At 61.5% G+C, this 21,451-nt stretch carries 18 protein-coding genes; 6 read left to right on the plus strand and 12 right to left on the minus strand.

The window, feature by feature from the left end:
• Nucleotides 1-156: 156 nt before the first annotated feature.
• Nucleotides 157-1,431, minus strand: a complete 1,275-nt coding sequence (gene waaA, locus HDC30_RS14515) for a lipid IV(A) 3-deoxy-D-manno-octulosonic acid transferase (protein ID WP_183783722.1) — start codon at nucleotides 1,429-1,431, stop codon at nucleotides 157-159.
• A gap of 11 nt (nucleotides 1,432-1,442) precedes the next feature.
• Nucleotides 1,443-2,345 (minus strand): LysR family transcriptional regulator, encoded by a 903-nt coding sequence (locus tag HDC30_RS14520; RefSeq protein WP_096794744.1) that lies wholly within the window; start codon nucleotides 2,343-2,345, stop codon nucleotides 1,443-1,445.
• 102 nt (nucleotides 2,346-2,447) lie between these two features.
• On the opposite strand from HDC30_RS14520, the gene HDC30_RS14525 reads away from it, so the two are divergent.
• From HDC30_RS14525 to HDC30_RS14540, 4 genes are all read left to right on the plus strand, one after another.
• Entirely contained in the window at nucleotides 2,448-2,780 is a 333-nt protein-coding gene (locus HDC30_RS14525; protein ID WP_003221050.1) for a multidrug efflux SMR transporter, read from the plus strand.
• Between the two features lie 204 nt (nucleotides 2,781-2,984).
• On the plus strand, nucleotides 2,985-4,160 hold the full coding sequence (locus tag HDC30_RS14530) for an FAD-binding oxidoreductase (RefSeq protein WP_183783724.1): 1,176 nt from the start codon (nucleotides 2,985-2,987) through the stop codon (nucleotides 4,158-4,160).
• The gene (locus HDC30_RS14535) at nucleotides 4,157-4,969 is read left to right on the plus strand and encodes an aldo/keto reductase (RefSeq protein ID WP_183783726.1); all 813 of its coding nucleotides are present in this window, start codon (nucleotides 4,157-4,159) and stop codon (nucleotides 4,967-4,969) included. Before HDC30_RS14530 ends, HDC30_RS14535 begins: the two co-directional genes overlap by 4 nt.
• A 31-nt stretch (nucleotides 4,970-5,000) precedes the next feature.
• Nucleotides 5,001-5,969 carry a hypothetical protein gene (locus HDC30_RS14540; RefSeq protein ID WP_027611383.1) on the plus strand — a complete coding sequence of 323 codons (969 nt, stop codon included), beginning with the start codon at nucleotides 5,001-5,003 and terminating at the stop codon, nucleotides 5,967-5,969.
• Between the two features lie 90 nt (nucleotides 5,970-6,059).
• On the opposite strand, the gene hldE is transcribed toward HDC30_RS14540, so the two are convergent.
• The 4 genes from hldE to msbA form a co-directional block, all read right to left on the minus strand.
• A complete protein-coding gene (gene hldE / locus HDC30_RS14545; protein ID WP_103368225.1) occupies nucleotides 6,060-7,481 on the minus strand; it encodes a bifunctional D-glycero-beta-D-manno-heptose-7-phosphate kinase/D-glycero-beta-D-manno-heptose 1-phosphate adenylyltransferase HldE in 1,422 nt (473 codons plus the stop codon).
• A 102-nt stretch (nucleotides 7,482-7,583) separates the two neighbouring features.
• Nucleotides 7,584-8,195, minus strand: coding sequence for an adenylyl-sulfate kinase (gene cysC / locus HDC30_RS14550; protein ID WP_150369518.1), 612 nt, complete (start codon nucleotides 8,193-8,195; stop codon nucleotides 7,584-7,586).
• Nucleotides 8,188-8,892 (minus strand): sulfotransferase family 2 domain-containing protein, encoded by a 705-nt coding sequence (locus tag HDC30_RS14555; protein WP_150369517.1) that lies wholly within the window; start codon nucleotides 8,890-8,892, stop codon nucleotides 8,188-8,190. Before HDC30_RS14555 ends, cysC begins: the two co-directional genes overlap by 8 nt.
• 171 nt (nucleotides 8,893-9,063) lie before the next feature.
• Entirely contained in the window at nucleotides 9,064-10,866 is a 1,803-nt protein-coding gene (gene msbA / locus HDC30_RS14560; RefSeq protein ID WP_027611379.1) for a lipid A export permease/ATP-binding protein MsbA, read from the minus strand.
• A gap of 153 nt (nucleotides 10,867-11,019) precedes the next feature.
• Here msbA and HDC30_RS14565 point away from each other — a divergent pair, with 153 nt between their 5' ends.
• On the plus strand, nucleotides 11,020-12,882 hold the full coding sequence (locus HDC30_RS14565; protein WP_097087081.1) for a bifunctional O-antigen ligase/aminoglycoside phosphotransferase family protein: 1,863 nt from the start codon (nucleotides 11,020-11,022) through the stop codon (nucleotides 12,880-12,882).
• On the plus strand, nucleotides 12,882-14,099 hold the full coding sequence (locus tag HDC30_RS14570; protein WP_027611377.1) for an acyltransferase: 1,218 nt from the start codon (nucleotides 12,882-12,884) through the stop codon (nucleotides 14,097-14,099). The genes HDC30_RS14565 and HDC30_RS14570 overlap by 1 nt, the downstream gene beginning before the upstream one ends.
• An 18-nt stretch (nucleotides 14,100-14,117) precedes the next feature.
• Here the strand turns inward: HDC30_RS14570 and HDC30_RS14575 are convergent, their stop codons facing one another.
• The 6 genes from HDC30_RS14575 to HDC30_RS14600 are packed head-to-tail and all read right to left on the minus strand — an operon-like array spanning nucleotide 14,118 to nucleotide 21,380.
• The gene (locus tag HDC30_RS14575) at nucleotides 14,118-15,002 is read right to left on the minus strand and encodes a glycosyltransferase (protein ID WP_027611376.1); all 885 of its coding nucleotides are present in this window, start codon (nucleotides 15,000-15,002) and stop codon (nucleotides 14,118-14,120) included.
• 14 nt (nucleotides 15,003-15,016) lie between these two features.
• Nucleotides 15,017-16,171, minus strand: a complete 1,155-nt coding sequence (locus HDC30_RS14580; protein WP_096794737.1) for a glycosyltransferase family 4 protein — start codon at nucleotides 16,169-16,171, stop codon at nucleotides 15,017-15,019.
• Nucleotides 16,168-17,604, minus strand: coding sequence for a PIG-L deacetylase family protein (locus tag HDC30_RS14585; RefSeq protein ID WP_096794736.1), 1,437 nt, complete (start codon nucleotides 17,602-17,604; stop codon nucleotides 16,168-16,170). Before HDC30_RS14585 ends, HDC30_RS14580 begins: the two co-directional genes overlap by 4 nt.
• An 8-nt stretch (nucleotides 17,605-17,612) precedes the next feature.
• Nucleotides 17,613-18,509, minus strand: coding sequence for an antimicrobial resistance protein Mig-14 (locus HDC30_RS14590; RefSeq protein ID WP_183783728.1), 897 nt, complete (start codon nucleotides 18,507-18,509; stop codon nucleotides 17,613-17,615).
• Nucleotides 18,509-19,639 (minus strand): glycosyltransferase, encoded by a 1,131-nt coding sequence (locus tag HDC30_RS14595; protein WP_027611372.1) that lies wholly within the window; start codon nucleotides 19,637-19,639, stop codon nucleotides 18,509-18,511. The genes HDC30_RS14590 and HDC30_RS14595 overlap by 1 nt, the downstream gene beginning before the upstream one ends.
• Complete coding sequence (locus tag HDC30_RS14600; protein WP_183783730.1) at nucleotides 19,623-21,380, minus strand: carbamoyltransferase; 1,758 nt, start codon at nucleotides 21,378-21,380, stop codon at nucleotides 19,623-19,625. Before HDC30_RS14600 ends, HDC30_RS14595 begins: the two co-directional genes overlap by 17 nt.
• Nucleotides 21,381-21,451 lie beyond the last annotated feature (71 nt).

The following is a 21,451-nucleotide window of genomic DNA, read 5'->3' on the forward strand; positions in this document are numbered from 1 at the left end:
ATCCCCTGTGGCGAGGGGATTTATCCCCGATGGGGTGCGTAGCAGCCCCAAAACCATTCACCGCGGTGATTCAGTCAGATATGGCAAGCAGGGTTAACGACTGCTGCGCAGCCGATCGGGGATGAATCCCCTCACCACAATAAATGTTCCGGGCGACTATTTGATCAACCGGCCCAAGCCATCCAGCAACCGCTGCAGCGCACCCTGATTACGCCGCATCACCGCCAGCCCGGCCTCGGCCATGCGCTGGGCATCGCGCGGCAATTCGAACAAGCGCTGCACTTCCACCGCCAGCCCTTCGGCATCATCCACTTCGGCCAGCGCGCCGGCTTCGCGCAACTGCGCGGCGATGTCGAGGAAGTTGAACACGTGCGGGCCGCTGAGTACCGGTTTGGCCAGGGCCGCCGGCTCCAACAGATTGTGCCCGCCGTTGGGCACCAGGCTGCCGCCGACGAAAGCACTGTCAGCCAGCGCGTAGAGAAACAGCAGCTCGCCCATGGTGTCGCCAAGCAGCACTGAAGTGTCCGCTTCGACGTTGGCACCGGTGGAACGGCGCACCGTGGCAAAGCCTTCACGCTGGCACAATTCGAACACCGAGTTGAAGCGCTCGGGATGGCGCGGCACCAGGATCAGCAATGCATTCGGGTAGTTCGCCAACAGTCGGCGATGGGCGTCGAGCACCACTTCGTCTTCGCCTTCGTGGGTACTCGCAGCGATCCACACCGGGCGCTCCAGCGCCTGCCATTGGCCGCGCAACTCATGGGCGCGCTGCAGCAATTGCGGGTCGATGGTCAGGTCGAACTTGATCGAGCCAGTGACCTCGACCGTCTGCGGACGCGCGCCGAGATCGCGGAAGCGCTGGGCTTCAGCCTCGGTCTGCACCGCGAAAAAACTCATTTCAGCGAGCATCGGCGCGGTCAGCTTAGTGAAACGGCCATAGCCCCGGGCCGATCGTTCGGACAACCGGCCGTTGGCCAGCGCCACCGGAATCCCGCGCTTGGCGCACTGATGAATGTGGTTGGGCCACAGTTCGGTTTCCATGATCACCGCCAGTTTCGGTTTGGCGTGATCAAGAAAACGCGCCGCTGCGCACGGCAAGTCGTAGGGCAGATAGCAATGCTGGATGCGCGGTTCGCCGGCGAACAACGCCTGAATCCGTTCCGATCCGGTCGGCGTCATGCAGGTCACGGTGATCGGCAGCTGTGGATAACGCTGCAGCAAGGCGCGAATCATCGGCGCGGCGGCAATGCTTTCGCCCACAGACACCGCGTGCACCCAGATCCCGCCGGGTTGCAGTGGTGGCATCCCGTAAGAGAAGCGCTCGCCAATCCGTTTGGCATATGCCGGGGCCTTGCGCGAGCGCAGCCACAGCCGAATCGCCACCAATGGCAGCCCCAGGTAAAACAGCGCGGTGTAGAGAGTTCTATTCATGGCGGCGGAGTTTATCGACTTTTGTCGCCAATCGCCCGCAAGTGCACGGCAAAACGTTCGGCCAGCCAGCGCGCAGCCGGGCCGAGGGGTTCATCCCGACGCCAGACCAGCTCCACCACCAACGCCGGCGGGGTCCATTCGCTGTCCAGTTCGACCATCAGGCCCTGATAAGCCGAATACTGCACCACATGCCGGGGCAGCCAGGCCCAGCCCAGATCCCGCACCAGCCATTCGGCCATCACATAGAAACTGTCAGCGCGCCAGACTTGCGGGCTGGCCGGTTCGTTGCCGGGGTAGACGCTGGTCTGCGTCGACATCAGCAGCTGCCGATGCTGCGCCAGTTGCTGGCAAGTGACGTAGGACTGCGTTGCCAGCGGATGGTTGATCCCGCAGACCGTTACCATTTCCACCCGGCCCAGTACCCGACGCTCCAGCGCTTCGGGAATTTCGTCGTGATAGAACAGCAGGCCCAGATCGGCGCGACGCTCGACCAGTTTGCGGGCGACCTCACCCTGGGCGGCGCTGGTCAGTTGCACTTCGAGGCTGGGAAATTGCTCGGCCAGCGCATCGAAGCTTTCCACCAGTGCCTGATACGGCATGGCTTCATCCTGAGCCACCCGAAGCTGCGCTTCCTGACCGCGCATCATCGCCATCGCCCGACCATTGAGGCGCTCGCATTGGCGCAGCACTTCCCGGGCTTCTTCGAGCAAGGCTTCGCCCGCTTCGGTGAGCCTGGGTGAGCGACCACTGCTACGCTCGAACAGGCTGACGCCCAAATCGTCCTCCAGCATGGCAATCGCACTGCTGATCGCCGACTGCGCCTTGCGTTGCTGGCGCGCCACGGCAGAAAACGAGCGCTGTTCGGCGACGCTGACGAAGGCGCGCAATTGTTCCAGATTCCACAGGGTATTCATGCTGCAGCCCATCTTAAAAACAGATAGGTAATGACTTTACCCCATCTGGCGAGCGACTAGAATGCCGCCTCAGCAAGCAACGTTTTACATGAGGATCTACACATGAACGCCTACGCCTTTCTGGCCATCGCCATTTGCGCCGAAGTGATCGCCACCGTTTCGATGAAAGCGGTCAAAGGCTTGAGCACCCCGCTGCCGCTGATTCTGGTGATCGTCGGCTACGGGATCGCCTTCTGGATGCTGACGCTGGTGGTGCGCACCGTGCCGGTGGGAGTCGCCTACGCCGTGTGGGCGGGCATGGGCATCGTCATGGTCAGCGTCGCAGCGCTGTTCATTTATGGGCAGAAGCTGGACGTGCCGGCGATGCTCGGAATGGCGCTGATCGTGCTCGGCGTGGTGGTCATCCAGCTGTTCTCCAAGACTGCCGGGCACTGATTTGCAGTAACGCAAATCCCCTGTGGGAGCGGGCTTGCTCGCGAAGGCGGTGTGGCAACAACATTTCTGTTAACTGACACACCGCATTCGCGAGCAAGCCCGCTCCCACATTTGGTTTTGCATCTGCCCTGTTGATCATCGACAAATCCCGCTCTTTCCCGAGTCTGTATACTGCGCCCTCGTCTTGAACACTGAGGTCGCTGCATGCCATCCGTTATTTCCACCGACGTTCTGATTGTCGGCGCTGGTGTCGCCGGCCTCTGGCTGAACGCGCGTCTGCGCCGTCAGGGTTTTTCGACCGTGCTGGTGGAAAGCGCCAGTCTCGGCGGCGGGCAGAGCGTGAAGTCCCAGGGCATCATTCACGGCGGCGCCAAATATGCGTTGCACGGTGCGCTGACCGGCGCCTCGGAAGCCATCGCCGACATGCCGCGCCGCTGGCGTGAAGCGCTGGCCGGCAACGGCGAGCTGGACCTGTCCGGCGTGCGCCTGTTGTCCGAAGCGCATTACCTGTGGTCGCCCGGCACCCTCGCCGGCAACCTCACCAGTTTCTTCGCCAGCAAGGCCGTGCGTGGCCGGGTCGATCAGGTCAAGGGCGATCAACTGCCGCCGGCCCTGCAAGACAAGCACTTCAAGGGCAAGGTCTATCGCCTCGCCGAACTGGTGGTTGACGTGCCGAGCCTGATCCAGCGCCTGGCCGATCTGGCCGGCGACGGTCTGCTCGCCGGGCAAACCATCGAGCCGCTGCTGGAAGCCGGTGTGTTGGTCGGCCTGAAAGTCGACGGTCGTGAAATCCGCGCCCAGCGCATCGTCCTCAGTGCCGGCGCCGGCACTGCCCGATTGCTGGAAGACCTGGGCCTGACCCATCCGCAGATGCAACGCCGACCGCTGCACATGATCATCGCCAAAGGCCCAAGCCTGAAGCCGCTGTACGCTCACTGCCTGGGCGGCGGCACCAAGCCGCGCATCACCGTCACCACCCACCCGGCCGCTGACGGCAACTGGGTCTGGTACCTGGGCGGCGACATTGCCGAAAGCGATGGCGTGGCCCGCGAACCTGCCGAACAGATCGCCACGGCGCAAAAGGAGATCGCACAGCTGTTGCCGTGGATCGACCTCAGCACCACGCAATGGGCGACCTTGCGCGTCGACCGCGCCGAGCCCCTGCAAACCGGCCTGACCCGCCCGGACAACGCCTTCCTCGCCGAAGAGGGGCGCTTGCTGGTGGGCTGGCCGACCAAACTCGCACTGGCGCCGGACTTCGCCGACCGGGTCATCGCTGCGCTGGAGCGCGACGGCATTCAGCCACAAGCCGCCGAACCTTTGCCGGCGTTGCCAAAACCACCGATGGGCGTTCCAGCCTGGGAGCAACTGCTGCCATGACTATCGCGAACCTGCACGACCTCCACCGCCCACTGGGCAGCACCGGCCTGACGGTCTCGCCGCTGGGCCTGGGCACGGTCAAACTGGGCCGCGACCAAGGGGTGAAATACCCCAACGGTTTTCAGATTCCCGATGACGATGCCGCGCGCATGCTGCTCAGGCAGGCACGCGAATTGGGCATCAACCTGATCGACACCGCCCCGGCCTACGGTCGCAGCGAAGAACGCCTCGGCCCGCTGCTGCGCGGCCAGCGGCAGGACTGGGTAATCGTCAGCAAGGTCGGTGAAGAGTTTGCCGACGGCCTGTCGCGCCATGACTTCAGTGCGGCGCATACGCGGATGTCGGTCGAGCGCAGCCTGCAACGTCTTGAAACCGATTTTATCGACCTGGTGCTGGTGCACTCCGACGGCAACGACATGGCCATCCTCGAACACGAAGAGGTCTACGCTACCCTCGCTGCACTCAAGGCCGAGGGCAAGATTCGCGGGTTCGGCTTCTCCGGCAAAACCGTCGAAGGTGGACTCAAGGCGCTGGAGCAAGGGGACTGCGCGATGGTCACCTACAATCTGAACGAACAGAACGAGAAGGCAGTCATTGACTATGCTGCTGCCCACGGCAAAGCCATTCTGGTGAAAAAAGCCCTGGCCAGCGGCCATGTATGCCTGAGTCCGGGCGTGGATCCGGTGCGCGCCAGCTTCGAGTTGTTGTTCCAGCAGCCCGGCGTGGCCAGTGCTATTGTCGGGACGATCAATCCGCTGCACCTCGCCCATAACGTTGCGACCGTTGCCCAGGTCCTCCGTGGTCACTGACGCCGCCCCGCGGCCTTAAGCAGGAGCCGACATGCCGCGCACGCTCATCAGAAAGAACCCGAGCAACTTCAAGACGCTGCCGCTGTTCGTCGAGGCCACGCCCGAAGGCCTGACGTATCAGAGCGTCGGCATGCCGCTGAATTTCGCCCAGACCCTGCAGCGGCGCAAACCGGTGAGCGTGGCGGATGCCGAGCGTTTTGCGGTGGAACTGGCCAACCTTGGGGTCTCGGTGCGCCTGACGCTGCACTGGCAGAATCGCGATTACTGGGTGCTGGTGCGCCAGCGTCGGCAGGATCGCGGGGACGTCGTGCTCAAGCTGATTTCCGGTTACGTGCCTGCTCAAGAACTGAACATCCCGCTGCACACGGCGATTCAGGAAATTGCCGAAGAGTGCCTGCTGGAAACCCCGGAAGGCTGGCTCGGCGGACGCTTCAACGACACCTGGCTACCCGCCCCCTACGCCTCCGCCCTGCATTATCGCGAGGCCCTGCCGTTTCGCCTGACGCCGCAGTCCGGCTCGGCGCGGCCGGTGCGCTGCGCCAATCTGCAATTGCTCGAACGACCACGGGCCTACGTGCATCTGCCGACCGCATCGCTGCAACTGATCTACGACTTGCGCCTGGACGTGCCCAAGGAAGCCAAATCCCTGAGTCTGTTTCACGTCGATGAACGCCTGGAAGGTGATCAACTGGTGGCGCGACTGGACCGCAAGCGCCCGGATTTGTACCTGATGCCGTTGCAGGACGGCGAACCGCTGGCCGAGCTGTATACCTTGAAGAAAGGTCAGCTGTCTCCGGCGGGCACGCGCGGTTTGTATCTGGCCGAAAGTTTTGCCAGACAGGATGGCTGGCTGGTGCGTGACGAGCGGATTCGCTGGAAGGACTGGTTACGCCAACAAGGCCTGACCCCGCCGGAGAAACCCACGGGACTGGCGCGGTTGCGCGGCAAGGCCAGGCAATTGCTGAAGAAGATCGTACCGCGCAAGAAAGTCAGTTCCTGAAAAGCAAAAGATCGCCGCCTGCGGCAGCTCCTACAGGGAAACGCATTCCAATGTAGGCGCTGTCGCAGGCGGCGATCTTTTTAGCTTGAATCAGTTACCGCGGATTTTCTCCACGATCGCAGTGGTCGAACTGTTTTCCACCAGACCCAGCACTTTCACCGTGCCGCCGTAAGCCTTGACGATATCGGCACCAACAACCTGGTCGATACCGTAATCACCGCCCTTGACCAGCACATCCGGCTTGACCTCGCGCAGCAGGTTTTCCGGGGTGCCTTCCGGGAAACTGATCACCCAGTCCACCGCACCGAGGCCGGCGAGTACCGCCATGCGTCGGTCGACACTGTTGATCGGACGTCCCGGCCCCTTCAGGCGGCTGACCGAGGCGTCATCATTGATCGCCACGATCAGACGGTCGCCCTGGGCGCGCGCCTGCTCGAGGTAGGTCACGTGCCCGGCATGCAGAATGTCGAAGCAGCCGTTGGTGAAGACGATGCGCTCGTTATGCGCACGGGCATCGGCCACTGCCAGCACCAGCTGTTCCAGACCTAGCACCCCACGCTCCGAACCTTCTTCACGCTGAATCGCGCGGCGCAGTTCCGGGGCGCTGATCGCCGCAGTACCGAGTTTGCCGACCACGATGCCCGCCGCCAGATTGGCCAGCGCCACCGCGTGCGGCAGTTCTTCACCGGCAGCGATCGCCGCCGCCAGGGTGGAAATCACCGTGTCGCCGGCACCGGTCACGTCGAACACTTCACGGGCACGGGCCGGCAAGTGCAGCGCCGGATGCTCCGGACGCAGCAGGGTCATGCCGTGTTCACCGCGAGTGACCAGCAGCGCGCCGAGTTCGAGATCGTGCATCAGGGCCGCGCCCTTGCTCACCAGTTCGTGCTCATCGGCGCAACCGCCGACGATGGCTTCGAATTCACTGAGGTTCGGCGTGATCAGGCTCGCACCACGGTAGATCGAAAAATCCTTGCCTTTGGGATCGGCCAGCACCGGAATGCCTTTGGCACGGGCCGCCTGAATCAGGGCCTGATGGTTTTTCAGCGCGCCTTTGCCGTAGTCCGACAGCACCAGCACCTTGATGCCTTCGAGCAGATCATCGACCTGCGAGGCCAGGGCCAGCGCATCGGTGGCAAACGGTTCTTCAAAGTCGATACGCAGCAACTGCTGGTGCCGGCTCATGACCCGCAGTTTGACGATGGTCGGCTGATGCGCAATGCGCTGGAACAGGGCACGCACGCCCGCGCCCTTGAGACTGTTGCTCAGGCTGTCGGCGGCTTCGTCGTCGCCGGTCACACCGACCAGTGACGCCGGCGCGCCCAGCGCGGCAATGTTCAAGGCAACGTTGGCAGCACCGCCCGGGCGGTCTTCGATTTGCTCGACTTTTACGACCGGTACCGGTGCCTCAGGGGAAATCCGTGAGGTTCCACCATGCCAGTAACGGTCGAGCATGACATCGCCGACCACCAAGACTGGGGCTTGATCGAATCGCGGCATGGACAACTTCATGGAGCAACCCACATACAAAATGAACAGGGGCGCGATATTAACACAGGGTTGGCGCAGGCTTGCGTGCAGCCTGCAACAGGATGAAACAGTCCGTTACTTTGCTCATTTTTTGAGCACCAGTGCCGCCAGTTGTCCACAGGCTTCGGACAATTCCAGCGCCTCGGTGTCGATTTGCCACTCGGCTGCCAATGGCGCTTCGTAAGGACTGTCCACGCCCGTAAAGTGCGTGATCCGGCCTTCCCGCACGGCCTGATACAACCCTTTCGGATCGCGACGGGCGCAGACTTCCAATGAAGTGCTGACGTGCACTTCAATGAATTCATCCTGGGCAAACAGCCTGCGCGCGGCGTCGCGTTCGGCGCGGAACGGCGAAATGGCCGCAACGATCACAATCAGTCCGGCGTCGACCATCAACCGCGCCACCTCGGCCATACGCCGGATGTTTTCCCGGCGGCAGAGATCGCTCATGCCCAGGTCGCGGCACAGGCCATTGCGCACATTGTCGCCATCGAGCAAAAAGGTGTGCAAACCCGACGCATGCAGGTGCAGTTCGAGGGCATTGGCCAGGGTTGACTTGCCGGCGCCGGAAAATCCGGTCAACCACACGCAGCGTGGGTGTTGTGCCTTGAGCGCTGCCCGGGCCTGGTGCGAGAGCGCCAGACCGTAAGGCCGAATGGCGAGCGTCTGTAGCGGCAGTGACAGGGACTTATTCATACCCGAGCAACTCGTAATCACGCTGATAAACCCGACGTACCAGACGCCGGGTGCGCACCGAGCAGAACTCGCGCGCCGGCATCGATTGCCGTTCCCGCGAGCCGTTGACGTGAGGCAACTCGCCAGTCAGCCCCAACTGTTCGCAAACCAGACGAAAATCCCGCGTCAGGTGTTCCTGATAACCGATGAAGTCCAGCGCCAGATGCCCCAGCGAGTCCGTCAGAAAGTCGGTCTGCGCGGCAAAGTGCAATTGCCGGGCAATCGTTTCCGGATGCAGCCAGCGCGCGACAAAATCGTCGAAATCCCGGTACTGCCGCACCAGCCGTTGCGCCATATGGTCACGCGCACTCAACTCGTTGCCACGCAAAAAGGCGTAGGCCGAATAGGCACGCTCCAGCGGGTCGCGAACAAAAGCGAACTTGAAGGTGTTGGCGAACTGCTCGGGAAACTGCTCTTCATACCAATACAGCGGCAAGTGCCCGGGTCGCCAGCCGTCGAACAGCGCCGTGCAAACGCTGCTGCCGGCGCATTTCGGAACATGGATAAACAGGCAGGAGCGCTGCTGGAAGGCCTGAGGAAACGTCAGGTTGGCCGACATCGACTTGTTCACCACCTGCCGATCGACCACCGACAGGCGCCCGAGCAGAAAAGCCCGCTGTGGCTTGGGCAGCAGTTTCCAGAGATAGCGTTGCAGCATGAAAGCACCCGCGCGACGGGGATGGCCCCCTCGATGGAAGTCAGAGTTCGTTGAGGAACCTTAACAAGCGCGGTGCCCGGTTTTATTCCGGTTTGGTCAAGAAGGGTAAAGGTCTGGATACAAACGACTGTGGGAGCGAGCAGGCTCGCTCCCACAGGGCAGGGCCTGGAGTCAGGCGATATCTTCGGCCGGGGCATCGAGGCCCATGGCGTTGAGGCGCGCGTAGTAACCATTTTGCGCCAGCAACTGGTCGTGGGTGCCGCGCTCGACGATGCGCCCCTGATCCATGACCAGAATCAGGTCGGCCTTCTCGATGGTCGACAGACGGTGAGCGATCACCAGCGTGGTACGCCCCTTCATCACCTGATCCAGTGCCGCCTGAATGTGCCGTTCGGACTCGGTGTCGAGTGCCGAGGTGGCCTCGTCGAGAATCAGCAGCGGTGCATTCTTCAGCAACGCACGGGCAATCGCCAGACGCTGACGCTGGCCACCGGAAAGCAAGACGCCGTTCTCGCCGACCTGAGTGTCCAGGCCTTGCGGCAACTGCGAAATGAAGTCCATCGCGTAGGCATCACGCGCGGCTTTTTCAATGTCTTCACGCGGCGCACCGGCCAGATCGCCATAAGCGATGTTGTTGGCCACGGTGTCGCTGAACAGAGTGACGTGCTGAGTCACCTGAGCGATGTGACGACGCAGGTTGAGCAGTTTGTACTGTTCGACTTCCACATCGTCGATGAGGATTTCGCCCTTGTCGTGGTGATAGAAACGCGGAATCAGGTTGGCCAGCGTCGACTTGCCGCTGCCCGAACGCCCGACCAGTGCGACCATCTGCCCTGGCTGGACCGAGAAACTGATGTCGTCCAGCACCTGGCGTTCGGTGCCAGGGTAGGTGAAGCTGAGGTTGCGCACGTCCAGACGGCCACTCACCGCATCGCGCTCGACGGTGCCGGTATCGACTTCCGGCTCGACATCCAGCTGCTCGAAAATGCTCTCGGCACCGGCCACGCCTTTCTGAATGGTCGAGCTGACTTCGGACAATTGACGGATCGGCTTGGGCAGCAGGCCCGCCAGCGTGATGTAGGCGACCATGTCACCGGCCGAGGCGTCACCGCGCAGGTACAGCACCAGGAACATCAGCACGGCCATGGCGGTGTAGATCACCAGTTGCAGCATCGGCGTATAGATCGCACCCGTGCGAGTCATGCGCAGTTGCTTGTCGGTGTTGCCCTGGCTGGCATCGAGGAAGCGCTTTTCTTCATAGGCCTCGCCGCCGAAGCTGCGAACCACGCGATAACCCTGGATGGTTTCCGAAGCCACATGCGTGACATCGCCCATCGCCAGCTGGATCTTCTTGCTCTGCTTGCGGAATTTTTTGCTGGCGGTGCGCACCATTACGGCGATCAGCGGCAGGATCGCCACCATCACCAGCGTCAGCTTCCAGTTCATGAACAACAGCGAGGCAAACAGGAAGATCACCGTCATGCCTTCACGGATTACGACCTTGATCGCATCTGTTGCCGCCCCCGTGACCATCGTCACGTTGAAGGTGATACGCGAAATCAGATGACCGGAGTTATGCTTGTCGAAATAGCGGTTAGGCAGCACCAACAGGTTGTTGAACAACTGCACACGCAAGTCATGCACCAGCCCGAGAGAAACCTTGGCCAGGAAATAGTTGCCCAGATAGGAGCCCAGCCCCTGCCACGCGGCGATCAGGATGATCAACAGCGGCACGGCCTGCAGCAGTTGCAGGTCACGCAGGTAGGGCACGGAAGGAAACAGCACCGCTTCAGGGTTGGACAGGCCATCGACAAAGTACTTGAGGATGTAGCCAAGCATCGGTTGCGTCGAGGCGAAAATCAGAAAGCCGACGATGCTGATCAGGAACAGACTGATGTACGGCCGGACATAGCCGAGCAGGCGGAAGTAGATTTTCAAGCTCGATGGGCTTGCGGCGGGACTGGAATCGGTCATATCACGCGAAAGTCGATAAAAAGGACGCTGACTTTAGCACAGCTTCTTCAGGGTTCTGGCAATCGGCGAAAGGCTGTTATTGTTATGCACCTCTTCTGCATCAAATAGCCATCACTCGAATGGTCGATCAACCTCAGGAATGAATCTCACAGCATGCAACTTCGCGGCTTCAGCAGTACGTCCAATCGGATTTTCGATTTCATTAGCCTGTGGATTCTTCCCACCGGTTATTTCCTGCTCCTGTGCGCGCTGTTCTTCTTGCCGGGTCGAAGTCTGCATCACAAGTTGTTCTATGGCCTGTTCAGTATTCCGACACTGATCGCGCTGTGCCTGCGCCCGCGCGAACTCAAGGAGCTGCTGCGCGAGCCGATTTTCATCGCGGCCCTGCTGTTCGCCGCCTGGGCGTTGCTCAGCCTCGCCTGGGGGCCGGGCGGGGAGCCGCTCGGCGGAATGTTCAAGCCGCCACTGCATACCTTGCTGCTGTTTGCCGGCTGCTACCTGCTGGTGCGCTACCGCAGCGACATCCTGCAACCCTTGCTGTTCGGCGCCGCGTTGGTCGCGCTGATTGCCACGACCATTTTCCTGTTCATGTTCGCCCGGGTTTATGAGCCGGGCATGCGCCTGATCGGCGGTGGTGCCTTCGATAACCCGTTGCTCAGCTCGCACCTGTTCGGCTTCTTCAGCGCCTACTGGCTGAGCGTGACCATGACCTGCAAACGTCGCCAGATGATGTGGCTCAGCTTGCCGGCGATGGCAATCATGTTCATGGCGGTGATCGGCACCGGTTCCCGGACGCCGTTGGTGGCACTGACCATGGCGGCGCTGTGGCTGTGTTTCATCTGCTGGAACAAGCGCTCGGTGGGGTTACTGATCGCGCTGGTCCTGAGCGGCGTAGCAGTCATTACGCAGTTTTCGCAGATGATCACCGAACGTGGCGACTCCTATCGTCTGGAAATCTGGCAGAAGGTACTGCACATGATTGCCGATCATCCATGGATCGGTCATGGCTACAGTGCCAGCCTTGCCGTAGACCCCGGTAACGGCATCAGCTTTCAGGAGCCGCACAGCTTTATCCTGGGTGTGCTGTATTACGTCGGCATCATCGGCTTGCTGCCCTGGCTGTTCTTCCTGCTGTGGGGCCTGCTGAGCAGTTGGCGCCAGCGTGTGCAGCCACTGCTGATCATTGCCTCGACCTGGCTGGTATTCGGTATCGGCGCCGGGCTGACCGAAGGCGGCGGGATCATTTCGCGGCCCAAGGAACACTGGTTCCTGTTGTGGATCCCGCTGGCACTGATCGCGGCGCTGAGCATCAATCAACGCGCGCGGCGCCTGTTGACCCAGCCGGTGCAAAAGCTTGCGACCGCTGACCTGGAGCACATGAGCAGCACGGCCCAGATCATTGAAGAAGATGGCCTCGGCCCGAAAGTCCTGCGCCTGACCGACGGCAGTTTCCTCAAGCTGTTCCGCCGTCGCCGCTGGTACACCTCCGGCAGCTTCAATCCCTACTCCGAACGTTTCGCGGTCAACAGCGAACAACTGCGTCAGATGGGCATCCCGACCCCGCAAATATTGAATCTGTACCGTCTCGACGATGGCAGCAGCGCTGTGCATTACGCGCCGTTGCCGGGGCACACGCTGCGTCAGGTGTTGCAGAGCATTACCGCTCCTGCGGTGCGCCAGGCGCTGGTGGAGCGCTTTGGCAAATTCATGGCGCAACTGCACGAGAAAGGCGTTTATTTCCGCTCGCTGCACCTGGGCAACGTACTGGTACTGGAAGACGGCGAGTTCGGCTTGATCGATCTGGCCGACCTGCGCATCTACCCTACCCCGCTCAGTCTTTCCCTGCGCCAACGCAATTTGCGTCATATGCAACGTTACACTGTCGACAAACGCTGGCTGTTCGAGGATCACCTCGATGCGTTGCTCCAGGGGTACGCCATGACGGCGTCTAAATCCGCGGTTGAAAATCTGCACAGGCAAGTGCTGGCCGGCAACACCCCGGCTCGGGTTCATTGATGATCGAAACCAATCCGCTTATCGCGCTGGCAGCCTATCTGCTGGCAATCGTCACTTCCGCCCTGCTGTTGCGCGCGGTGCCGAAAATCGCTCGGCACCTGCAGCATTCCGGCGAAAGTCGATATGCCAGCATCGACGGCCTGCGTGGCTATCTGGCGTTTGGTGTGTTCGTGCACCACTCGGTCATTACCTGGATCTTCTTGCGCACCGGGGTGATCGACTTTCCGCCGAGCAACTTCTATTCGATGCTCGGTCAGGGCAGCGTCGCGCTGTTCTTCATGATCACCGGTTTTCTGTTCTGGAGCCGCCTGCTCGCGCAGGGACGCAACCATGACTGGCTGGCCTTCGGCGTGTCACGGGTATTTCGCCTGTATCCGCTTTATCTGCCGCTGATGCTGCTGGTGTTCGTCTCGATCTTCCACTTGCAGGGCTGGCAAATGAAGGAGCCTGGCCTGGAGCTGTTCAAACAGATCCTCGCCTGGCTGACGTTCGACCGCCCGGACATCAACCAGTACCGCCACTCCGGCATGCTGATATCCAACGTCACCTGGACGCTGGCCTATGAGGTGTTTTTCTACATGGCGTTGCCATTGGCCGGGCTGGTGTTCATCTACCGCGGCAGCTGGTTGCAGGTGGTGCTGTGCCTGATCGGCATCTACACGCTGTACCAGGTCATCGGCTGGGAACATTCGCTGAAGAAACACTTTCTGGCGAGCTTCCTCGGTGGCATCGCCGCCGCCTACTGGATTCGCCGGCCGGCGCTCGTGGCATGGAGCCAGTCACGCCTGGCGAGCATCATCGCCGTGCTCGCGCTGGTGATTGCGTTCACCGCGTTCAGTCGGGCATTCAAGACTGCACCGCTGTTTCTGCTGGGACTGTTTTTCGTGATCGTCGCGTCCGGCAATAATCTGTTCGGCGCGCTGAAACCACGCAGCATTCGCTGGCTCGGCGAGATCAGCTACAGCACCTATCTGCTGCACGGGTTCGTGCTGTGGCTGATGGTGCAACGGCTGCCGCTGCTGCTGAATATCGATGCGCGGGAAACGGCGGTGTACCTGCCCCTGGTGGCCGTCTGCACCTGCTTGCTGATTCTGATCAGCAGCGCGACGTTCCTCTATATCGAGCAGCCGGGCATGGCTGCCGGCAAGAAGGTTGTGCATTGGCTGCGCCAGCGTCAGAAGGGCGAAAAGCGCTTGCCGGAGAAGGTCGCCCGCTGAGCGCGAGCGACCGCTGCCTCAGTCCTTTTCCAGCGGGGAAAAGAGCAGACGCCCCAGTCCGCGCCAGGTCTTCTTGTTCCAGGCCTTGAACGGGATCTGCGCCAGCAGCTCCCTTGCCAGCTTGCGATTGCGATTGGCGGTCTTGAGGAACATCGAGTTCAGCGCCTTGAAGCGCACTTCGTCGTACAGCGGATGATCGCTGAACAGCGCATAAGTGCGCAGGATGTTCTCGATCATGAAGCGATGATTCTTGTACGAGTTGGTGGCGTGCTTGCGGTAGCGCGCCATCACCACGTTCAAACCGTCGATGAAGTAGCCAGCACGGGTCACCTTCAGTTCGATGTACAGGTCTTCAAGACGAATCGTCGGATCGAACCCTCCCACCTTCTCCAGCGCCTCACGACGGATCATCAACGTCGGTGCTGGCGGATACGGCTTGCGTTCAAGAAACATGTCGTCGAAATCGAGGCGGCGAAACGGCACGTCGCGGCGCTGACGTTTCTCCGGGTAAAGACTGCCGTCGGCGTGCATCAGCTCGATATTGCCGGCACAGATCCCGACTTCAGGCTTGCCGTCCATGTACGCCACCTGGGTGGCAATACGTTCGGGGTACATGATGTCGTCGGAGCCGAACGGCACAATCAGGCTGCCCTTCGAACGGGCGATAGCGCCGTTGAGGGTATTGGTCAGGCCCTGATTCTGCTGCACACGGAAATCGAAGCCGTACTGCGCCTGCAACGCGCTGATGCGCTCGACGCTGTCGTCCTTCGAACCGTCATCGACCACCAGCAACTCGATGTTCTTGTAGCTCTGGTTGAGGACACTGAGGATGCTTTCCTCAATGTACGGGCCGTGGTTGTACGAGGCGATGATCACGGTGACGAGGGCGTTGGCTTCGCTCATGACTTGTTCTTCGCTCACGGCTGCTCCTTGCGGGCCTGCTCCAGGCCGGAATCGATCAGGTCCAGATATTCCTGACGGAACACCTCGATGTCGTGTTGTTCCTGCAGATAACGGTAGGCCTGTTCGCCCTTGGCCTTGAGCTCGTCGTCCGACAGCGCCAGATAGTTATCCAGCGCGGCGACCAGACTCGGCACGTCCTTGGGCGTGATCGCCAGACCACCGGCACCTTCGATCAGCGGCAACATTGCCGGCACGTTCGAAGCGATCACCGGCAAATGGCCGCTCATGCCTTCGAGCAAGGCCAGGCCCAGGCCTTCGGCCAGCGACGGCATGGTCCAGATGTCGAACGCACGCACGTATTGCAGAGCGTTTTCCTTGAAGCCCAGCAGGTGCGCGCGACCGCTCAGGCCCAGTTGCTCGATCTCGGCAGCCAGCGGTGCCTGCAAGCGCCCGGCACCGATGATCGCCAACTGGGTGTTCGGGTATTTGTCCTTCAGTGCGGCAAAGGCTTGCAGCAGATAGGTGTGGCCCTTGACCGACACCAGCCGCCCCAACGCACCGATCAAACGCACATTCGGGTCGAGACCCAACAACTCGCGAGCTTTTTCGCGGCTGTGCTGCAAGCCCTCGGCCTGCTCGATGTCGATGGCATTGGTAATGGCGTAGGTGTTCTGGTCGGTAAAGCCGCAATCGCAATCGAGCAGGTACTGTTTGACCGCCGGCGACACGCCGACGAAGCGCCAGTGCCGATCGATCAGACGCTGAGTCTGACGACGCCGGTAAAAGCGATCGTACTCGCCGAAACCGTGGGAGATGCCAATGCACAGCGGCACCTTCAACCAGCGGTTGAGCGCCAGCATCATGTTCACCGGTTTGAAGCGGTTGCAGATCACCACGTCGAACTTTTCCCGGCGGCAGAACTTGTACAACTGCCACATCGCCCGCAGGCGCATGCCCTTGAGCGACTTGTCGGAAAACTCGAAGTACACCGAATGGTCGGCCCGGCTCACCGGCTCGCCCGGCCCCGGTTTGCCGCGCAGGAAAGCCGCGGTGATCTCATAGCGATCGCTCGGCAGCGCCTTGACGATCTGCTCGGCGAGGTCGGCAAAGTCATGGGCTTTGACGTTGTAGTCGGGTTGCAGCTGCAACACCTTGAACCGTTGACTCATGACTCTCCCCGCTGGACGCCTGTCTCACCGTGCTTCAGTAGCCAGAACAACTCCTGGCGCCTGACTGCTTTTCGAAAAAATTCGTTTTCGCCGTACACCGACCCAGCCCGCCCGGCGAGCACACGCTGGATAACCCGGCGCAGGCGACGCTTGAACGGTGCCGGCGGCTGCAGGTCATGCATCATGCCCAGCGCCATGGCCTTGTCCCGTTGCAGCTCGATGGACAGTGGCAGGCACAGCGGCTGCATCGGCACCGCCGAATCGAAGGCCGGCGGCAAGGCAATGCCCTGCCCGGTGTTGCCCATCGGCCAGCGGTCGTTGTCGTGCAAGTGGTTGGCGTAACCGAGCAGCGTCGGCTGCCAGTCGAGGCCTTGGAGCGCCTGCAAAATCGCTTGCTGGGCGCAGATATGGTCAGGGTGCGGATCGAGGGTCGGATGCGGCAGCACGATCACCTCTGGACGCGCGCGCAACAGCACTTCACGCAGGTCGGCCAGCAGGTTGTTCCAGGTCGGCGCGCCGTCGGCATCGCCCGGCAGAGTGAACGGATTCAACTGGCGAAACAGGCGCGTGTCGTTCAGGTCGGCTTCGCGCGAGCCCACCGCCTGATTCGGCGCGGCCTGCATCGCCGCCAGTTGCAGGCAAAAGTAACCGAGTTGCACGCAGTGTTCCTGCGGCACACCGGCCCAACGCGGCACGGCGAGGCTGTCCCAGGCACGCAGACGGCCCTTGAGCCGCGCGGCCTCGACCTTGTTCATGCCCATCTGTTGATAGTGTTCGGCTTCGATCTCACCTGCGGTCAGGGTGACGATCCAGGCTTCGTCGGCCTGACTGTACAAGCCATAGGCAGCCAACTCGGCATCGTCGGCGTGCGGGGCGATCACCATCACCCGCTGACGGCGGTAGTCCGGTTGCTCCAGCGCCCACAGCAGCGGCTCACCTGTCACTCGGCAGAAGCGCCCGCGCAAGCGCAACTGGCCTTGCGCCAGAGCTTGCGCCTGACCGCTGAGGTTCAGGTAACGCAGGCCATTGACCCCGCGCTCGAAGGTTTGCGCATCCGGATGCGTCCCGCCGAGCAGTTCGACGCGCGGATCAAAGAAGCGTCCCAGCCAAGTGCTTTTGACCTTTACCGCGAGGATCAACGTCGCTTCGTCGACCAGCATCACACCTTCATCCAGGCGCAATTGCTCGCCGCTCAAATGCACCTTCGGCTGCGGTGTAAACGGCGGAAAGCTGTACTGATAATCGTCTTTCGGCGAATAGAACAGGTGATCGGCAAACCACGCTTCATGGGCGACCCAGCCAACCACCGCGAGCACCAGCGGCAACCACCACGCGACCAGCACACCGAGCGCGATCAACACGCTCAGGGCGATCAGCAAGGTAATGCGTTTATTGCGACGATGACGCTTGAGCAGTTGCTGTTTGCGGCTCATGGGCTGACTCATACGGTGAACACCGGCACAGGATTGCACCAGCGATCCTTGTATTCACGGTCGGCGCGACCGAAGGAAAACCGCAGCGGCTTGTTCAGGGCGCGCGCGTGTTCCCAGGCACTTTGCGTATTGAGGAAGCTCAACACGCTACCGGGGCTGAATTCGCGGGTTTCGGGGTCGACGCCGCCGTTGATGTACTCGACGCTGATCCACTCCGGCGCTTCGACGCGGTACACCAGTTGAATGGCGATCGGCGCATCGTTGAGAAAAATCACCGAGCCAATCAGCAGTTCGCGCAGCAGCTCGATGACTTCGGCCATGCGCGCCGCGCCGGTGGCCGGGAAGCCCCAGCGGCGCTGGAACAGATCACAGTAGATCGCCGCCAGTTCGGCACTGGAGAACTCGGCAACCGGACGTACCACGCCGCCCGCCTCTTCCAGCAGGCGCAGTTCGCGGCGCTGGTTGTAGCGAAACTTCTTCGACAGCTCTTCAGGGGTGCGGGCCATGGCCAATTGTTCGGTCTGCAACTTGAGGCCGCTGAAGCGGTTTTCGTTGAGCACCGACAGATAGCGTGCGCGATGGCGCAGGGGTGCCTGGGCATCGACCGCGGCCGGCAGGATCAGCTCGGCATTGCCGAGGTCGAACAGACCTTTCTTGCCATTGCGCTTGAGCACGTCTTTGGACAATGCCAGATCGCGGCCCCAGGTCGGGATCGCCGCTTTGACTTCGCCGTCCTGCTCCCACGCCAGATAACGCACCGGGATGCCGGCCAGATCCGCCAGACGTTCGACCACCATAGGATGTGTCGCGACGCTGCCGCCAAAACGCTGCCAGACGGTGGCATAGGTGGAGGCGTCAACGGGCGACCAGCCACGTTCGCGCCAGCCTTGAAATCGGTTGAGCATCAGCCCCTCGGTGCCAGATCGGTAACTTGCGGCAGACGCCAGAAGGTGTCGCGCACCGCACGGTCGGAGAAACGCTCACGCAGGCGATCGAGCATCAGCTCGGCGCACTGCCGGCGTTGCTGATCATCCATACCGGCCAAATGTTGCAGGCCTTGTGCAAGGTGTTCGGCATCGCCCAGCGGGAACAGAATCCCCACACCTTCGACCACTTCCTTGGCCCCGCCACAGGCCGTGGCGAGCAAAGGCACGCCGGCCGCCATGGCCTCCAGCAGCACCATGCCGAACGGTTCGTGATCGGAGCTCAGGGCAAACACATCGAAGGCGCGGAAGTAATTGCGCGCGTCCGGCACCTGACCGAGAAACAACACCCGATCACCGATGCCCAGTTCGCGCGCCAGCTCCTTGAGATCCTGTTCCAGACGGCCCTTGCCGAGAATCACCAGCTGACTGTTGCCCGGCAGACCGGGTAACGCCGCGGCAAAACCGTGCAGCAAGGTGGCCTGATCCTTGTCCGGGTGCAGCCGTCCGACGTTGCCGACAATGAACGCATCCGCCGCCAGACCGAGGGTCTCGCGGGCCTCGCGGGCCGACACCTGACTGGCCTGCAAGGCCGGCACATCGATGCGGTTGTACAAGGTCTGGATGCGAGTGGACGGCCATTTCGGCAGGCAGCGCCGCATGTCGTCGCGCACGGCATCGGAGACGCCGAGCAGACTCAAACGCTTGCGGAAAATGTGCGCGAACAGCTTGCGCGTGCCACGTTTGTAATCGTCAAACGCGTGGTGCACGCCAATCACCGGCAGCGACGTGCCGAGCAAGGCGATGTAGATCGGCTTGAAGCGATGGGCGATGCAGAAACTGAAATTGCGTGAAGCGGCGATCTTGCGCAGATCACCGATGGCGCCCAGCTTCAGGCCACGAATGGCCTTGGAGCTGTATTCCATGAACAACACTTCATCGGAAGCACACGCTGCGGCCACCTCGCTATCGGCGGCCCCGGTCAGAAAGACCGTGGTCACCCGATAACCGGTGCCCGCGAACAGGCTGGCGTACTGCCGTGCGCAGTCGAGGAACGGCCCGTCATAGCCGTGACAGAACTGCAGCACATGGCGTTCAGCCGAGCGAGTCATAAGCGTTTGCGCCCTCTTTGACCACCAGAATGTCTTCCATGATCAGGTACTGCAGATCGGAGCCGAAGAACATGTTCAGGGCGTCGGTCGGCGAGCAGATCATCGGTTCACCACGACGGTTCAGCGAGGTGTTCAGCGACACGCCGTTGCCGGTGAGGTTTTCCAGCGCCTTCATCATGTCGTAGTAGCGCGGGTTGTATTCGCGCTTGAGGACCTGGGCCCGGGAAGTGCCGTCTTCGTGAACAACTTCCGGCACGCGGGTCTTCCACTCTTCCGCCACTTCGAAAGTGAAGGTCATGAACGGCGCCGGGTGATCGATCTTGATCATCTGCGGTGCAACGGTGTCGAGCATCGACGGGCAGAAAGGCCTCCAGCGCTCGCGGAACTTGATCTGGTGGTTGATGCGGTCAGCCACACCGGCCACGCTCGGGCAACCGATGATCGAACGACCACCGAGCGCACGCGGACCGAATTCCATGCGGCCCTGGAACCAGGCCACCGGGTTGCCATCGACCATGATTTTGGCGATCTGCTCCGGCATGTTGTCGAGCTTGCGCCAGGTCGGCTTGTTCTCGTGACGGGCGCACGCGGCGATCACGTCTTCGTTGCTGTACGACGGGCCGAGGTAGACGTGTTCCATCTTCTCGACCGGCACGCCACGGGCGTGGGACACATAGGCTGCTGCGCCGACCGCGGTGCCGGCATCGCCGGACGCAGGCTGGACGAACAGTTCCTTGATGTCATCGCGGGCGATGACTTTCTGGTTCAGCTTGACGTTCAGCGCGCAGCCACCGGCGAAGGCCAGCTTGCCGGTTTCCTTGAGCACATCGCCCAGGTAGTAATCGATCATCTGCAACGCCAGTTTCTCGAACAGCGCTTGCATGCTGGCGGCGTAGTGGATGTACGGTTCGTCGGCGATATCGCCTTCACGCTTCGGACCCAGCCACTCGATCAGCTTCGGCGAGAAGTAGAAGCCTTTGCCCTTCTCTTTATAGCGACGCAGGCCGATCACGTTGGCGTAGTCGGTGTTGATCACCAGTTCGCCGTTCTCGAACGAGGCCAGACGCGAGAAGTCATATTTGCTGGCGTCGCCGTACGGCGCCATGCCCATGACCTTGAACTCGCCGTCGAGCATCTCGAAACCGAGGAACTCGGTGATCGCGCCGTACAGGCCGCCGAGGGAGTCCGGATCGAAGAATTCCTTGATCTTGTGGATCTTGCCGTTTTCGCCATAACCGAAGAAGGTCGTGGCGTACTCGCCCTTGCCGTCGATGCCGAGGATCGCGGTTTTCTCTTTGAAACCCGAGCAGTGGTAGGCGCTGGAGGCGTGAGCGAGGTGGTGCTCGACCGGCTCGATCTTGATCTTCTTCGGATCAAAACCCAGTTGCTCCAGGCACCAGACGATCTTGTTGCGATAGCGCTTGTAGCGACGGTTGCCCATCAGGATCGCATCGAGGGCGCGATCCGGCGCGTACCAGTAGCGCTTGGCGTAGTGCCAGCGGGCCTTGCCGAACAGGCTGATCGGGGCGAACGGAATCGCCACCACGTCAACGTCGGACGGCTTGATACCGGCCTGTTCCAGGCAGAACTTCGCCGATTCGTAGGGCATGCGGTTCTTTGCATGCTTATCGCGGACGAAGCGCTCTTCTTCAGCCGCCGCCACCAGCTTGCCGTCGATGTACAAGGCGGCTGAAGGGTCATGGCTAAGGGCGCCGGACAGGCCAAGAATCGTCAATGCCACAGGGTCTAGCCTCTTTAGTCTGCATTCAGGCGCGATGCGCCTTGAAAATTGATGTGCCCTCGCACCGGGCG

Origin of the sequence: Pseudomonas sp. JAI115, assembly GCF_014200835.1 — a bacterium.
Lineage (GTDB): Bacteria > Pseudomonadota > Gammaproteobacteria > Pseudomonadales > Pseudomonadaceae > Aquipseudomonas > Aquipseudomonas putida_A.